Consider the following 15,164-nt stretch of genomic DNA (forward strand, 5'->3'; position numbering starts at 1 on the left):
GCCTTAAATTTTTAAAAATATATCAACAAACACGTTAAAGCTGTCTGTTGATAATAATAAATATGGGACGTAACTTATTAAAAACTGAACAAGCGATTACGTTTGTTAAGGAGACTTTTTCGCGTAAACTTATTCAGGCATTGAACCTTATTCCGGTATCTTCACCATTAGTTGTATTGGACGGCACAGGTATAAACGATGATCTAAACGGCATCGAAAGGCCTGTTAGTTTCCCCATCAAATCCTTGAACGAGCAACGTGCTGTTGTGGTGCATTCCCTTGCTAAATGGAAACGTGTACGACTTAAAGAATTAGAGATTGAGGTAGATGAAGGCATCTTGACCAATATGCACGCTTTGCGGCCTGATGAGGATTACACACCTATTCACTCCATCTATGTTGATCAATGGGATTGGGAAAAGCACATTTTGCCCGAGCAACGCACTTTTGCCTATTTGCGGGATACTGTTTTAAGTATTTATAACGCGTTGTACGAAACTGAACAAGAAGTAGCTCAGCGCTATCCGAACAAAGAAGCCATCCTTCCGAAAGACATACACTTTATCTCCTCTGAGGAATTGCTTGCCCGTTACCCGGATCATACACCGAAGGAACGTGAGAATGCTATTGCCAGAGAATTTGGAGCAGTATTTATTTATGGTATTGGAGGCGAGCTCAGCAATGGTTTTCCGCATGATGGACGTGCAGCTGATTATGATGACTGGAGCACAGATAATGAAAACGGCTATAAAGGACTGAATGGTGATATTTTGGTATGGAATCCTATTCTTAATACTGCTTTTGAGTTATCTTCCATGGGAATCCGGGTAGATGAGAAGGCCTTGCGCCGTCAATTAGAGATCCGTCATAGTTTGGATCGCACCAAACTGTCATTCCACACGATGTTGTTGAATGGCGAGCTCCCGCAATCCATCGGAGGTGGTATTGGTCAGTCCCGAGTATGCATGTTCATGCTTAAGAAAGCACATATCGGCGAGGTACAAGTCAGTATTTGGGACAATGAACAACGTCACCTTTTAGCCGATCAGGCGATTCATTTGCTATAAAAACATATTTTAAACCTATAAGGTTTTGAAAACCTTATAGGTTTAAGTTTTACTCCTGCCCCAAAGAACGATATAATTCCAAATACCTTTCTACAGCCAGACGCTTTTCAGCAGTAAGGTGAAAATCCAGGTATTCCGTCAGGTACTTTTTATAATCGAAGTTTTCACAAGGAGGCAAATCTGCGATGACATCTTCAGGATGAGCGATTCCCTCTCCCAATGCTCTATTGAACGCTTCCTCAAAAGATTGTGGCAACGACTTATTCGCAACCCATATTGCAAAAGCAAAAGGTAGCCCGGTCATTTCCTTCCAATAATACCCCAAATCGTAGGCGTAAGGAACCGAATTTTTTTTACCGAAAGTACGATCGCCAATCAACACATAGGCATCTGCCTGCCCTTCGGTCAATATCTCCACTTCCTTCTTCCAATAATGTTTTAATAAGATTCGAGCCAGCCCATTAGATGTCCGTGACTGCTTATCGAGCAGCAGTGACTGTACCTCCTCAATCGGTTTTTCCGAAAAGATAAAAACCGAGTCCACCGCTCCGTTACTGCCGATACAATAATCACCAACGATATGATAACTATCCATCTTTGCCAATGCCGCAATAGGAATAATCCCTAAATCTGCTTCATCTTCCATCACCTTACGCGCGCATTCGCTGGGATAATCCACCGAAAGATCAATCTGCTCCATCAACTCGGCCGACTGTTTAATTCCTTGCAGAAAAGGCAAAGTATTGGTATAGGATACGGCGGAAATCCGTATTTTCTTCATTTACAAATTTTCTAAATGTTTGACATTGTAGTGGTCTGTAATGGTAAACAGACCTTTTTGATATTCCAACACGTAGAGTGCTGTATTGGTATGTGGGAAATCGTCCATCAGATTGACAGGTACTCCTGTCAGATGGCAAAGCATAATACGCAAAGCCCGACCATGCATACAAACAAGCACTAATTCTTCATCTGTCTGTTTCAGCATATGATTTATCGCCTGCTTCTGCCTTGCAACCAATTCATTGGGCGACTCACCATTTTCTATACGTACATCCAATTCATTATTTCGCCATGCCGAGACCACCTCGCCAAAGCCCGACATAATGGTTTCATCCTGTTCCTTACCTTCGTATATTCCCCAGCTAATCTCGTCCAGACCTTCCAGTTCTTCCGATGGAATTCCTAAGTCTAAAAATTCCGATACCGTTTGTTTTGTACGCAGAAGCGTTGAAGTATAAACCTTATCGAAAGGCACATCTTTAAACGCTTCATAGAAAGCTTTGGCTTGTCTTTGTCCCATTTCGTTCAACGGAGAATTGACGCCCCGCCCTTGTACAATACCTTTCGAATTTAAATCCGTCTGTCCGTGTCGTATAAAATAAAAAGTCTTCTTCAAAATGTTTATTCTACTACAGGTAATGCATAATATTTCGGCTTGGATGTCCCTTCAAAGACGACATCCTTATAATCTGTTACCACACCATATAGGGTATCTCTTTCAATCGGATGACGGCCAACATTCTTAATAAGCTCCACCAACTGTTGAGTGCTCATTCCAGGATGCTGTTCCTCTGCACCGGCCATCGAATAAATCTTGGTTGTATCATCCAACGTACCGTCAATATCGTTTACACCAAAAGCCAATGAAAGCTGTGCGGTATCTCGTGAAATCATCGCCCAATAGGCTTTAATATGGTCAAAATTATCCATATAAATACGGGCAACAGCGTAGTTCCGTAAATCCTCGATAACGGAGACTTCCGGCACATCAGACATTTGATGCCCTTGGTTTCTGAATTTCAACGGAATAAATGTCTGGAATCCGCCAGTCTTATCCTGTAATTGACGCAAACGCTCCATGTGGTCTATGCGATGCCAAAATTCTTCAATATGTCCATAAAGCATCGTGGCGTTTGTACGCATTCCCAATTTGTGTGCTTGCTCATGTATATCAAGCCACTGCTCAGCCGTACACTTATCACCAGCAATTTTCTCCCGCACCTCAGGATGGAAAATCTCCGCTCCACCACCGGGCATAGAATCCAAACCACAGGATTGTAAATATTTCAATCCATCATAATGGCTCAGCTTCGCTTTCTTGAAAATATAGTAATACTCGACTGGAGTCAGTCCTTTGATGTGTAGATCTGGCCGATGCGTTTTACAACGTTTGAAAAATTCAGCATAAAAATCCAGATTTTGCTTCGGCACTACCCCACCGGTAATATGCACTTCGGTCACTGGTTCATCGTCGTAGGACTTGACAATGTCCATCATACCATCCACATCCATTTCCCATCCCTGCTCACGTTCCTTAATCATCCGGGAATACGCACAAAATTTACAGTCGTATACACAGACGTTTGTAGGTTCGATGTGAAAATTACGGTTAAAATACGTACGGTCTCCGTGCTTTTTTTCACGGATATAGTTTGCCAAAACACCCAGATAGCCTAATTCTCCCTTTTCATAAAGCAAGACTCCTTCATCGAAACTAATACGTTCGCTTTGAAGAACCTTCTGAGCTATGTGTCTTAAATCAGTATCTAAATTCTTGTCTTGAATAAGAAATTCAAGCTTTTTTGTTGCATCCATTTCCTCTCTCCTAACTTGAACAAATGTACCAAATCACAAAGAAAAAAGCGATTTTCCAATCGCTTTTTATATATCTATTAATCCACAAACTGTTGCATATCGATAAGGCGTTTGTACAACCCTTCTTTTGCCAGCAATTCGTGGTGTGTACCTTCCTCTACAACCCGTCCCGCCTCCAGAACCACAATCTTATCTGCATTCTGTATCGTGCTCAAACGGTGAGCAATCACAACCGTTGTACGGTTTTCCATCAACTTATAGAGGGAATCCTGCACTAATTTTTCCGATTCCGTATCCAAGGCCGAAGTCGCTTCATCCAACAGCATGATAGGTGGGTTTTTCAGCACTGCACGTGCAATACAAATACGCTGCCGTTGCCCACCAGATAATTTCGCTCCTCTATCTCCTATATTGGTTTCATATCCATTTTCGGCCTTCAGGATAAATTCATGTGCATTGGCAATACGTGCGGCATGCTCCACTTCTTCCTGTGTAGCCTCTGGTCTTGCAAAAGCGATATTATTAAAAATAGTATCGTTAAACAGTACTGTTTCCTGATTGACTGTACCAATAAGCGCTCTTAAAGACTCCTGCGTCAAATCGCGCAAATCAATACCATCAAAGTGGATTGCTCCATCCGTAACGTCCATAAATCGAGGAATCAAGTCAATTAAAGTCGATTTACCACCGCCGGAAGGACCTACTAAGGCAATCGTTTTTCCCTTTGGAATCTCAAGGTTAATATCGCAAAGAATCTCTTTTTCGCCATAAGCAAAACGTACATTTTCAAACCGTATTGCTGTGTTAAATGCTTTCACAACTTTTGCATCCGGCTTATCGGTAACAGTACTCTTCTCATCGATAAGCTCCAACACACGTTCGCCGGCAGCAATACCATTATGGATATTGGAGAAAGCGTCGGTCAAAGCCTTGGCGGGACGCATCACTTGCGAAAAAATAGCGATATAAGTAATAAATTCCGACGCTTCCAAATCTCCCTGCCCATTCAGCACCAAACTACCACCATACATCAGGATAACCGCTACCATAATTACACCCAAAAGCTCTGAAACCGGAGATCCCATTTGCTGTCTGCGCACCATACGGCGCATGATTTTGGAATAATATTCACTTTCGTTATTGAATCTGTCCTTCACAAAAGGAATAGCATTAAAAGCTTTGATAATCTTTACCCCAGACAAGGCTTCATCCAAATAGGAAATCATATTGGCATAAGATTCCTGCCCTTCACGCGCCTGTTGACGCAACTTTTTTACAATTAAGGATATGAAAAATGCCGAAACAGGAATAACAGCCAACGAAAACAAAGTCAGTTTTGTAGAAAGTGCAAAAAGCACGATAATATAAGCGATAAGCTGTAAAGGCTCTTTAAAGGCTACTTGCAAGGTTGAGGTCACCGAAAATTGTACGACCTGTACATCCGATGCAATCTTAGACATGACATCACCCTTTCTACTATTGGTAAAATAACCCAAATGCAAATCCATCACATTGTTAAAAACGGCTTTACGCAAATTCAAGAGGGTATGTATCCGTAAGTTTTCCATTATCCTCTGGGATAAGTAACGGAACAGATTACTGATAAACACAGAGGCTACAATAACAATACAGACATATTTCAGCGCTTCGTACGGCCCAATGTCGTAGTATAATTTATCTGCCAGATACATAAACCAATCGCCCATATTGTAGCCTTCCGGCTTAACAAGGGACTCAGCAGTGTCTATTTTCGCATCTCCCGTACCCTTGAACAACACTTGCAGCAAGGGTGCAAGCATAGCCAGATTAAGCGTACCGAAAACCACCGTGATAATCGTACAGATAATATACGGAATGGCATATTTCTCAATTGGCTTAGCGAAGGATAGCAGTCTAAAGTATGTCTTCATGTATTCTAATGAATTGCAAAAGTAATAAATTTAGATAAGGTAATCCCTTGGATTGGATAAACATCCATCGAATTGTTGCAATGATTTGATATTTTCGCAACATAAATCCGTTTTTATTATACAGAATACGTAATTTAGACCGTCAAAATCAAAAAAACACATGGACATAACAGTAGCCAAACGGCTTCAACATACAGAAGAATATTACTTTTCGAAGAAGTTGAGAGAGATTGACGAACTCAACAAACAAGGCAAGCAAGTCATTAACTTAGGTATCGGTAGCCCGGACCTTCCTCCCCACCCGGATGTTATCCAAGTATTGGAAGAAGAGGCTGTTAAAAGTAATGTCCATGGTTATCAGAACTACAAAGGTTCTCCTGTATTACGGCAAGCTATAGCCGATTGGTATACCCGTTATTACGACGTTCAGCTGAATCCTGCTACCGAAATACTCCCACTGATAGGTTCGAAAGAAGGCATTGTGCATATCTGCATGACCTATCTACAGGAAGGTGATGAGGCGTTGATACCCAACCCGGGGTATCCTGCATACACCAGTGCCGTCAGAATATCCGGAGCAAGTATTGTATATTACGAATTATCTGAAGAAAAAGGTTGGCTACCTGATTTGGAAGAACTGGAAAAGAGAGATTTATCCAAAGTTAAAATCATGTGGATCAATTATCCCCACATGCCTACCGGAACATTGGCGAATCAGGCTTTTTTCACTGATATTATTGCATTTGGAAAGAAACACAATATCCTGATCTGCCATGATAATCCGTACAGCTTTATCCTGAACGAACATCCGCAGAGCATCTTCGCTGTTCCCGGAGCTAAAGACGTTGCTATTGAACTTAATTCCTTAAGCAAATCCTCAAATATGGCAGGCTGGCGTATAGGAATGCTTATAGCTGCCGAGCAACGGATCAACGAAATCCTACGCTTTAAAAGCAATATGGATTCGGGTATGTTCTTGCCACTGCAATTAGCCGCAGCGAAGGCATTGTCTTTGGATAAATCCTGGTATACACAGCTGAATGCCGAATACGCAAAAAGACGGGAAAAAGTCTATCAGATTATGGATATGCTTGGCTGTACATATAGCCGAGATCAAGTTGGCTTGTTTATATGGGCAAAGATACCTAATGGGTATACAGATAGTTACACACTTTGTGATAAAGTATTATATGAAGCCAATGTATTCATTACGCCTGGCGGTATTTTTGGCTCTGCGGGAAACAACTATATACGCATCAGTTTGTGTGCCAAAGAAGAAGTCTTCGATCAAGCCATAGCACGGATTAAGGAGATAGGATAAAGAGCAAAGAAGAAAGATGCAAGAGCAAAGAAGAAAGAAGAGAGGTTAAAGAACAAAGATTAAGAACTTAATGAGTAGCAGGTATTATCTCAATACTCAATACTCAATACTCAATACTCAAAAATGAATATAGCCATTGTCGGAATCGGACTCATAGGAGGTTCAATTGGTATCCGACTTAAAGAAACAAAATTTTGCGACAAGGTTATTGGCGTAGATAAGAATGAGAACCACCAGAAAAAAGCTTTACAGTTGGGCTTGGTGGATGAAATACAAACTTTGGATGAGGTCATCCAGAATGCCAAGGCCATTATTTTAACAGTACCCGTTGATGCTATTACAAAAATGCTTCCGAGCATATTGGATAAAGTGACGGATCAGGTAGTCATTGACATGGGTTCGACCAAAACGAACATCCTTCAACAGATAGCCGAGCATCCCAATCGCGGTCGCTATGTAGCTGCCCACCCGATGGCAGGTACAGAATATTCAGGCCCCGAGGCTGCAGTGGCAGATCTTTTCAAGGGCAAAATGATGGTTTACGTAGAAGCTTTCAAATCGGATGAAGATGCCTTTGAGCTGGCGGATGCCATCACGGAACAATTGGAGATGAAAACTTCCTTCATGAATGCCGATGAACACGATATGCACACGGCGTATGTTTCGCATATCTCCCACCTTACCTCTTTCGCTTTAGCCTTGACGGTCTTAGAAAAAGAGAAATCTCAAGGACGTATTTTTGAGTTGGCAGGTTCAGGTTTTGAGTCAACCGTGCGTTTGGCGAAATCTTCTCCCGATATGTGGACACCGATTTTCAAACAAAACCGCAGCAACGTTTTGGAGGTGTTGGAGGAACATATCAAACAACTCCAGAATCTATACGACAAGCTGGATCAAGAAGATTACGACGCACTACACAAATTGATTAAAAAATCAAATAAGATTAAACGGATTATCAAGTAATGGAAGAACTATTTTCTGCCTTAGAAAATGATAAGGTCGTACTAAAACCTTTAACAGCATCGGATTATGATGTTCTGTTTCAAGTAGCTTCCGATAAAGAGATCTGGGCTCAACATCCCGATTACACGCGTTATCAGCCAGAAGGGTTTGCTGTTTATTTCGATAAGTTATTGGAAACAGACATGCCCTATCTGATTATAGAAAAATCCAGTCAGCAGATTATCGGTGCCACCTCCTATTATCAATACAAACCAGAAGAAAGTAAAATCGCAATTGGTTTTACCTTTCTGGCGATTGCATATTGGGGCGGCCTATTCAATAAATCCATAAAGACCCTTATGCTTGAACATGCTTTTCACTTCGTTGACAAGGTTGTTTTCCACGTACGTGAAAAGAATTTTCGTTCTCAAGGGGCTTTGGTAAAACTTGGCGCCATCAAGGTAGACGAATATCCTGCTCCGGCAGACCCTAATAGTATACAATATGAATATGTTCTTTCCAAAACGACATGGGAGGCATAACTAAAGTTTTTGCACCAATAATTTGCAAAATCGACAACAATAAATTACTTTTGTTGCATTATTAATAAAAATGACTTATTCATTCACATACCACATGCATAACCATCATCGCCGTTTTGGCGATATGTAATATGATGTGTTTCTACGTGAAGCAATATACCCCAAGTTATCTTTCTTTTATTAATAGTTTTAACAAAGTAATATCTTTTTTAAACCCGCATGATACGATAAGTTACAGTTCGCTCATGCAAGCTTCTTAGCTTCAAAACATATTTGGATGAAAAATCTAAAAATCGCTATACAAAAATCAGGCAGACTTAACGAAAAATCTGTCCAATTACTCAAAAACTGCGGACTTGATTTCGAGAATTATAAAAGTTCCCTCATCACCACCGTTAATAATTTTAGTCTGGAAATATTATTCCTGCGTGATGACGATATTCCAGGGTACGTTGCCCAAGGCATCGCCGACTTAGGTATTGTCGGCGAAAATGTCATTGACGAAAGCCAAGCTGAAGTAACCTATCTACAGCGCTTAGGTTTTGGAAAATGTACCTTAAAAATTGCTATCCCAAAGGATTCTGAAATACAGGATTTAAAAGACCTCAACGGCAAATCCATAGCGACCTCTTACCCTGTTATCCTACAACAGTTTCTGGATGAATATCAGATTCAGGCCGATATACAAGGCATATCGGGTTCAGTAGAGATTGCTCCGGGATTAGGCTTAAGCGATGCTATCTGTGATATTGTATCAACTGGAGGTACTTTAAAGAGCAATGGATTAAAACCTTTTGCCGACGTACGCCGTTCGGAAGCTATCCTTATTGGTCGTGAAGGTCTGGAAGAAGACCCTATTCTTTGCGAATTGCTACAAAGGATTCAGTCAGTCCTGCGTGCAAAGGAAACCAAATATGTCGTATTAAACGTAGAAAAAATCAACTTACCGCAGATTACCGAAGTCCTACACGGTGTGAAAAGCCCTACAGTTGTACCTTTAGCGGAAGAAGGTTGGGTAGCGGTACATACCGTCATTACAGAAGACGATTTCTGGGGTAAAATCAATACATTGAAGGCAGCCGGCGCGCAAGGAATCGTCGTGATGCCTATCGAAAAAATAATTTTGTAAACATGCTGACCTCCTACATCTATAGCCAGCTTCAAGAGAGCGATATACAACGGTTGACTGCCCGCAACACCGATGATACGAATGCCATTCAAGACACCGTATTGCAGATTATCGACAGTGTACGAAACGAGGGCGATGCCGCATTGACAGCATTGGCAGCTAAATTTGACAAGGTCAACCTCGATCGGTTATATTTAGACAAGGAAGAAATCGAAGAATTGGCCATGACCATCACACGCGATCAACAGCGTGCCTTAGAAATAGCCTTTCAGAATATCCATAAATTCCACAGCACACAGCTACGCCGTGAGCGCAAAGTAGAAACCATGCCTGGTGTTAGTTGCTGGCGTGAAGTGCGCCCCATTGAAAAAGTGGGCCTATATATTCCCGGTGGTTCAGCTGTGCTTCCCAGCACGTTATTAATGCTTGGCGTACCGGCGCGTATCGCTGGCTGTAAGGAAATCGTGGTTTGTTCACCGCCACAATCCACTGGCAAGATCAATGGGTTTGTTGCCTATTGTCTTCACTTGCTCAAAATTGACAAGATTTATTTAGTAGGTGGTGCACAAGCGGTAGCAGCCATGGCTTTCGGTACGGAAAGTATCCCTAAGGTTGATAAAATATTCGGACCGGGCAATCAATTTGTCACCAAAGCTAAAAGCCTGATGCAAAGCCTGACCAATGTCAGCATTGATATGCCTGCCGGCCCATCAGAGGTCTTGGTAATAGCTGACGAAAGCGCAAACCCGGCCTATGTTGCTGCCGATTTATTGGCACAAGCCGAACATGGCCCTGATAGTCAGGCCGTATTGGTTGCCACATCTGCAACTATTGTGCAGGCCGTCAACGATGAATTGGCTAAACAATTAGCTATACTACCCCGTGCTGAGATAGCCAAAATGGCTATAGCCAACTCTTATGCCGTCATAACGGAAAACCTTCAGGATGCCATGGCATTCTCCAACAACTACGCGCCGGAACACCTAATCTTGGAAACCGACCAGTGGCAAACACTCACACGCAGTATCATCAATGCAGGATCGGTATTCTTAGGACACTTGACCCCCGAGAGTGCGGGTGATTATGCTTCGGGCACGAATCATACTTTGCCTACATCGGGTTATGCACGCTCCTACTCAGGAGTATCCGTAGACTCTTTTGTGAAAAAGATTACTTTTCAACATATTTCTGAAGAGGGACTCCAACAAATCGGATCTACAGTGGAAATCCTTGCCGAGTTGGAAGGTTTGCATGCACACAAAAATGCGGTAAGTATCAGAAAGTAAAAAAACTACTGGGGCATGCGACGCATGCCCCAGTAGTTTAACAGCAATTATATTGCACAGGAATGTAAAATTAGCTAATTTTGCACCTTCATTTACCAAACTTTGTAAGCACATACTTGTTCTAACAACTAAGTGGTAAATTTTATAACAAACGTACAGGCTCATTATGGCAGACTATCAAAAACATATCGTCGTGGTTGGCGGCGGTTTTGCCGGGATAAACTTCATCAAATCCTTAGGCAAAAATCCTCCCTTCCAAGTGACATTGGTGGATATCAACAACTACAACTTCTTCCCACCGCTTATCTATCAAGCAGCTACCGCTTTCATCGAAGCATCGAATATCAGCATGCCTTTCCGTAAAATGTTCAAAAAACACCAGAACTTTTCCTTTCATTTAGGAAAACTATTGAACATCCACCCGGAAAGCAATACGATCGTGACCGATACAGGCAATTTAACATACGATTATCTGGTATTAGCAACAGGGACGGAAACCAATTATTTCGGTATGGAAAATGTCAAGAAAAAGGCTTTCCCGATGAAGAACATCACCGATGCCTTGGCCATCCGTAACAAATTATTGCTTAATCTTGAAGATTACATTCAACATCCAGAAGATCCGAACCGCGACGCTTACCTCAATATTGTAGTAGCTGGTGGCGGTCCTTCCGGGGTGGAAATATCTGGGATGATTGCGGAATTAAGTGAACGCGTTGTGAAAAAAGAATACCCTGAGTTAGCAGGTTTGACACCAGTAATTCATTTGGTAGACGCGGGACCTGCCCTATTAGGCCCGATGAGTAGCGTTGCTCAAAAAGAAGCTAAAACTGTACTAGAGAAGCTGGATGTGAAAATCACTTTGAATGTTGCTGTTAAGGATTATGTCAATGATACGGTGATTTTAGGTGATGGTACCGAAATCAAAACCAAAACATTAATTTGGACCTCGGGCGTAATTGCGCGTGAATTACCGGGACTTCCTGCAGACAAGTTTGGCCGTGGTCGTCGTGTGTTGGTTGACCGATTCAATACAGTGAAAGGTTACGATAACATTTTTGCAATTGGCGACATCTGTTATCAAGATACGGATCCAAACTATCCAAATGGACACCCTCAATTAGCACAAGTAGCCATGCAACAAGGTGTTTTATTAGCTAAGAACTTAATTGCCAAAGATCGTGCTTTAGTTCTCAAACCTTTCAGTTACTGGGATAAGGGAAGTATGGCTATTATCGCCCGCTACAATGCAGTGGCCGATCTACCGAAATTTTCGTTTACAGGCCTTTTCGCTTGGTTTACCTGGTTGCTTATTCACCTTTTCCCAATTGCAGGTTTTCGTAATCGTTGGAAACTATTAGGAAACTGGGTGTGGTCCTTCTATTCGGCGAACTCTGGCCTGCGCTTGATCGTTCGAAGCGAGCGTAAACGTGATAACAAAGAAGTTAGAACCAATATACCTGGTTAATATAAAAAGGGGTGTGTAAAAAGGTTCTCGAAACTTAAAAACGCGTCATTGCGAGAAGCACAGCGACAAAGCAATCTGTGTTTTTGACATCATTCCCGCCTCAGGCGGGACTTCGTTACCTCGCAATGACGACGATGTTTAGCTTTTTAGACACCCCTTACTTCTTTGGATTCGCTCTCTTACGCCCTTCTTTCACTTGTCCTTCGATATCCTCTTTGTAGCCGGATTCTTTTTTCAATTTCTTAGTTTCCTGTTTATCTGGCACTGTATTTTTGGATGCTGTTTTGTTTTTTCCCTTTTTCATCATTATAATCGTTTTTTACTTAGAGAACCATTTATAAGAGGCTTTTGTTTGTTCTTGATAGATATAAAGAAATAATTTTCGTACCTTTGTAGCCTACAAATACATAACTGGGGTCGACCGGAATTGACAGGATAGCGATGGTTATGTAAGCATGCAGTGCGTTGTTAGTAGAGCACTTTAATCTGAACTTTCAACTTTATAACTGGCGAAGAAAACTACGCCTTAGCTGCCTAAGTTAGACTTAGCATAGCTATTTGTCCCGTTAGATCCTGTTCTTTGGTCTAACATCCGGGGCATCGAACAATAGAACTGGTCCCTGTGATTTTGCTAAGCAGGGATGAGAAACAGCAAATACGGAGAAAGGTACAGGTAAGCGACTCACCTTCCCTCTCCCGACAATTCAAGAGAAGCTAAGCATGTAGAAAGCGTAAATCATACTATGTTTGGACGAGGGTTCGAATCCCTCCGGCTCCACCAAAAAGGACATCTTTTTCAAGATGTCCTTTTTTATTAAGAGGGATGAGAACCCGATAAAAGGGTTCGATTCTGAGAAGGTTTAGGGTAGTGTGCGGGAATTGCGGGGCTAAACCAATCCCTCCGGCTCGTATTCACTTACTCCACAATAACATTTATACCAACCATATTCGCCTTATATTTAATCTTTTCGATCAGTCCGTAGTAACTCCAGTTACGTAGCAAGAATTCATCTTCTTTAGCGACTTCTTCTTTATTGGTTTGATTCACTAATAGCAGTGTACCCGCTTCAGTCTTGACACAGATATCTATTAGACGACGGCTATAGAGATGCAGTCGACTATCGACATAGCGTTTTTCCTTTTCGCTAAAATGCTCCAAACTTTTCAGCTTCTTCTTGCGTCCGTGACCACCTTTGTTAAATGCCGCAGCTTTTTGTATTCGGTGCCTCGCGGCCTGTATGGCCATTCGACGGTACAGAAATTCCTCTTTGTTTCCTATTTGAAAATTATCCTTGTCGATGGTTACGGTGATCGGGTGTTCGACCGAAAGCGAGGCTTCCGCAATGATATGTTCTTTGAGGTCATGCTGCTTCTTTGGCAGTTCGAGTGCCAATAATAAGAATATTTTACCCTTCACAATTTTGATGGAACTGGTGCATATCTTGATTTGCCCCACTAAAGCTCTTTGTAATAGAATTCTTTTATCAGATCGATCTTTACCAAGGTAAGTACGGAAAGGGATTTTGAAGAGTGTCAGTTTGAAATCCCGACCTTTCTCGTCATTACTCAGTTTCACCTGATCTCCACCGAACGGAATTGGCATATCTTTCCTATAATTGCGCAAAGACTTTTCACCCTTCCAATAGGCTGTTCGATCTGTGCTATAGGCCTTATTTAACGTCATGTTCATGGCCGAAATAATTTTCGACGGTAGTTTCCCTTTAAAATACAGCGATAGTATCCGATAAGTGGTATTCATTTTCGAAGAAGTGAAAATACCATCGGGATCTTTTTTAAAGTCTGCCAGTTTTACCTTGACATCATCGCGTAGATAGATCAGATCCTTGATCTGTTCTTGTACATATTGATGCGTCATCACCATGTTGGCACCACGGTAGACCATATCTTGCCATTCGAACAGTTGTTTGAAATAAGCCGAGCGCTGTTCTTTCTCGTCGCAATCTAGATAGATTTGCACTTTACGTGTTAAAATGATGGTATCTTTTTCCATAGTTTTATCTTTATGCGGTTTTCTTTGCTGTTTTTATTTTGGCATGTGCCTGTACAAAAAGCTTCTTGACCGTGGACGGATTGAGCTGTAATGCTGTTGAGATTTGCTCGAAGGACAATCGCAATTCGTAACGCATGTGAAAAATTTCTGCCTGCTGCTCATCAAATTCCCCCTGCAGCACTATCTTAGTAGGTCTATTCATCATCTCCATTTTTTGCGAACTATTGAATACAGCACGCAAGGTATCGATCGTTTTCTCTACCTGTAGGCTGACTTCGTAATCCGAAATCCCGCCGAGATAATAGGCGATACGCTCGTAGTTAAAGCTGTATTTTAAACAGAGTTTGATGAATAATTGCTGTTGTTGGTTAAGACTTGGCAAAAGGCTGCTCAGTTGATCCAGACGCTGCTGTTTTTCTTCCTCTAATTTATCCAGATAGACCAGGTCCATTTCCTCCTCTTCTTCCATTTCGTAACCGAGCAGAAATTCCTGATAATCCTCGATTGCATCCAAGCGGAGCAGACTTCGGTGAAATCTATTTCGTGTTTTATTGTAGAAAGCATGAATTGCCGATCTGACCTGTGCTTTTAAGAAGGTAAGTATATCCTCAATATCTTTAACTTGGTTGCGGAACAGCCATAACCGCAATAATGCTTCCTGAGCGATGCTTTCTGCTACACAGTCATCTTGCGTTGCACGAAATGTTCTTGCGAAAAGATAGCCGTAAAAACGCTGGTAGAAAAAATCCAATCCTCGTTCGTCTCCTTGTCGTAGCAGAGCGATATGCTTTTCTGTTTGCTGTTGTTGTAAAGTTTTGTTCATAATCAACGTTTTGGTTAATTACCTACACAGATCCCGGCCGGCTCTGACGGATTTTTTGGAAAACCGA

At 41.8% G+C, this 15,164-nt stretch carries 14 protein-coding genes and 1 other RNA gene; 8 read left to right on the forward strand and 7 right to left on the reverse strand.

Features of this window, described 5'->3' with window-relative positions; genetic code table 11:
* Positions 1–62: 62 nt before the first annotated feature.
* Positions 63–1,067, forward strand: coding sequence for an aspartate--ammonia ligase (asnA, locus tag BM375_RS00750; protein WP_093363254.1), 1,005 nt, complete (start codon positions 63–65; stop codon positions 1,065–1,067).
* 49 nt (positions 1,068–1,116) lie between these two features.
* Here the strand turns inward: asnA and BM375_RS00755 are convergent, their stop codons facing one another.
* The 4 genes from BM375_RS00755 to BM375_RS00770 form a co-directional block, all read right to left on the reverse strand.
* The gene (locus BM375_RS00755) at positions 1,117–1,848 is read right to left on the reverse strand and encodes a menaquinone biosynthetic enzyme MqnA/MqnD family protein (RefSeq protein ID WP_093363255.1); all 732 of its coding nucleotides are present in this window, start codon (positions 1,846–1,848) and stop codon (positions 1,117–1,119) included.
* On the reverse strand, positions 1,849–2,466 hold the full coding sequence (locus BM375_RS00760; RefSeq protein ID WP_093363256.1) for a histidine phosphatase family protein: 618 nt from the start codon (positions 2,464–2,466) through the stop codon (positions 1,849–1,851). It lies immediately after the preceding gene.
* Between the two features lie 5 nt (positions 2,467–2,471).
* A complete protein-coding gene (gene mqnE, locus BM375_RS00765) occupies positions 2,472–3,665 on the reverse strand; it encodes an aminofutalosine synthase MqnE (protein ID WP_093363257.1) in 1,194 nt (397 codons plus the stop codon).
* 77 nt (positions 3,666–3,742) lie between these two features.
* On the reverse strand, positions 3,743–5,575 hold the full coding sequence (locus tag BM375_RS00770; protein WP_093363258.1) for an ABC transporter ATP-binding protein: 1,833 nt from the start codon (positions 5,573–5,575) through the stop codon (positions 3,743–3,745).
* 160 nt (positions 5,576–5,735) lie between these two features.
* On the opposite strand from BM375_RS00770, the gene BM375_RS00775 reads away from it, so the two are divergent.
* The 6 genes from BM375_RS00775 (at position 5,736) to BM375_RS00800 (ending at position 12,263) form a co-directional block, all read left to right on the forward strand.
* Positions 5,736–6,896 (forward strand): pyridoxal phosphate-dependent aminotransferase, encoded by a 1,161-nt coding sequence (locus BM375_RS00775; RefSeq protein WP_093363259.1) that lies wholly within the window; start codon positions 5,736–5,738, stop codon positions 6,894–6,896.
* Between the two features lie 99 nt (positions 6,897–6,995).
* Positions 6,996–7,859, forward strand: coding sequence for a prephenate dehydrogenase (locus tag BM375_RS00780; RefSeq protein ID WP_262987250.1), 864 nt, complete (start codon positions 6,996–6,998; stop codon positions 7,857–7,859).
* On the forward strand, positions 7,859–8,380 hold the full coding sequence (locus BM375_RS00785; RefSeq protein ID WP_093363261.1) for a GNAT family N-acetyltransferase: 522 nt from the start codon (positions 7,859–7,861) through the stop codon (positions 8,378–8,380). The genes BM375_RS00780 and BM375_RS00785 overlap by 1 nt, the downstream gene beginning before the upstream one ends.
* A 277-nt stretch (positions 8,381–8,657) precedes the next feature.
* Entirely contained in the window at positions 8,658–9,509 is an 852-nt protein-coding gene (gene hisG / locus BM375_RS00790) for an ATP phosphoribosyltransferase (protein ID WP_093363262.1), read from the forward strand.
* 2 nt (positions 9,510–9,511) lie between these two features.
* Positions 9,512–10,795 carry a histidinol dehydrogenase gene (gene hisD, locus BM375_RS00795; protein WP_093363263.1) on the forward strand — a complete coding sequence of 428 codons (1,284 nt, stop codon included), beginning with the start codon at positions 9,512–9,514 and terminating at the stop codon, positions 10,793–10,795.
* Between the two features lie 166 nt (positions 10,796–10,961).
* Positions 10,962–12,263 carry an NAD(P)/FAD-dependent oxidoreductase gene (locus tag BM375_RS00800; RefSeq protein WP_093363264.1) on the forward strand — a complete coding sequence of 434 codons (1,302 nt, stop codon included), beginning with the start codon at positions 10,962–10,964 and terminating at the stop codon, positions 12,261–12,263.
* Between the two features lie 157 nt (positions 12,264–12,420).
* On the opposite strand, the gene BM375_RS17080 is transcribed toward BM375_RS00800, so the two are convergent.
* The gene (locus tag BM375_RS17080; RefSeq protein ID WP_170852548.1) at positions 12,421–12,570 is read right to left on the reverse strand and encodes a hypothetical protein; all 150 of its coding nucleotides are present in this window, start codon (positions 12,568–12,570) and stop codon (positions 12,421–12,423) included.
* A gap of 106 nt (positions 12,571–12,676) precedes the next feature.
* Between BM375_RS17080 and ssrA the strand changes: the two genes are divergently transcribed.
* Positions 12,677–13,044: a transfer-messenger RNA gene (gene ssrA / locus BM375_RS00805) on the forward strand.
* Between the two features lie 135 nt (positions 13,045–13,179).
* On the opposite strand, the gene BM375_RS00810 is transcribed toward ssrA, so the two are convergent.
* Complete coding sequence (locus BM375_RS00810; protein ID WP_093363265.1) at positions 13,180–14,274, reverse strand: hypothetical protein; 1,095 nt, start codon at positions 14,272–14,274, stop codon at positions 13,180–13,182.
* 10 nt (positions 14,275–14,284) lie between these two features.
* Positions 14,285–15,097 carry an RNA polymerase sigma factor gene (locus BM375_RS00815; RefSeq protein ID WP_093363266.1) on the reverse strand — a complete coding sequence of 271 codons (813 nt, stop codon included), beginning with the start codon at positions 15,095–15,097 and terminating at the stop codon, positions 14,285–14,287.
* Between the last annotated feature and the right edge of the window lie 67 nt (positions 15,098–15,164).

This window comes from Sphingobacterium wenxiniae (assembly GCF_900116225.1).
Taxonomy (GTDB): domain Bacteria; phylum Bacteroidota; class Bacteroidia; order Sphingobacteriales; family Sphingobacteriaceae; genus Sphingobacterium; species Sphingobacterium wenxiniae.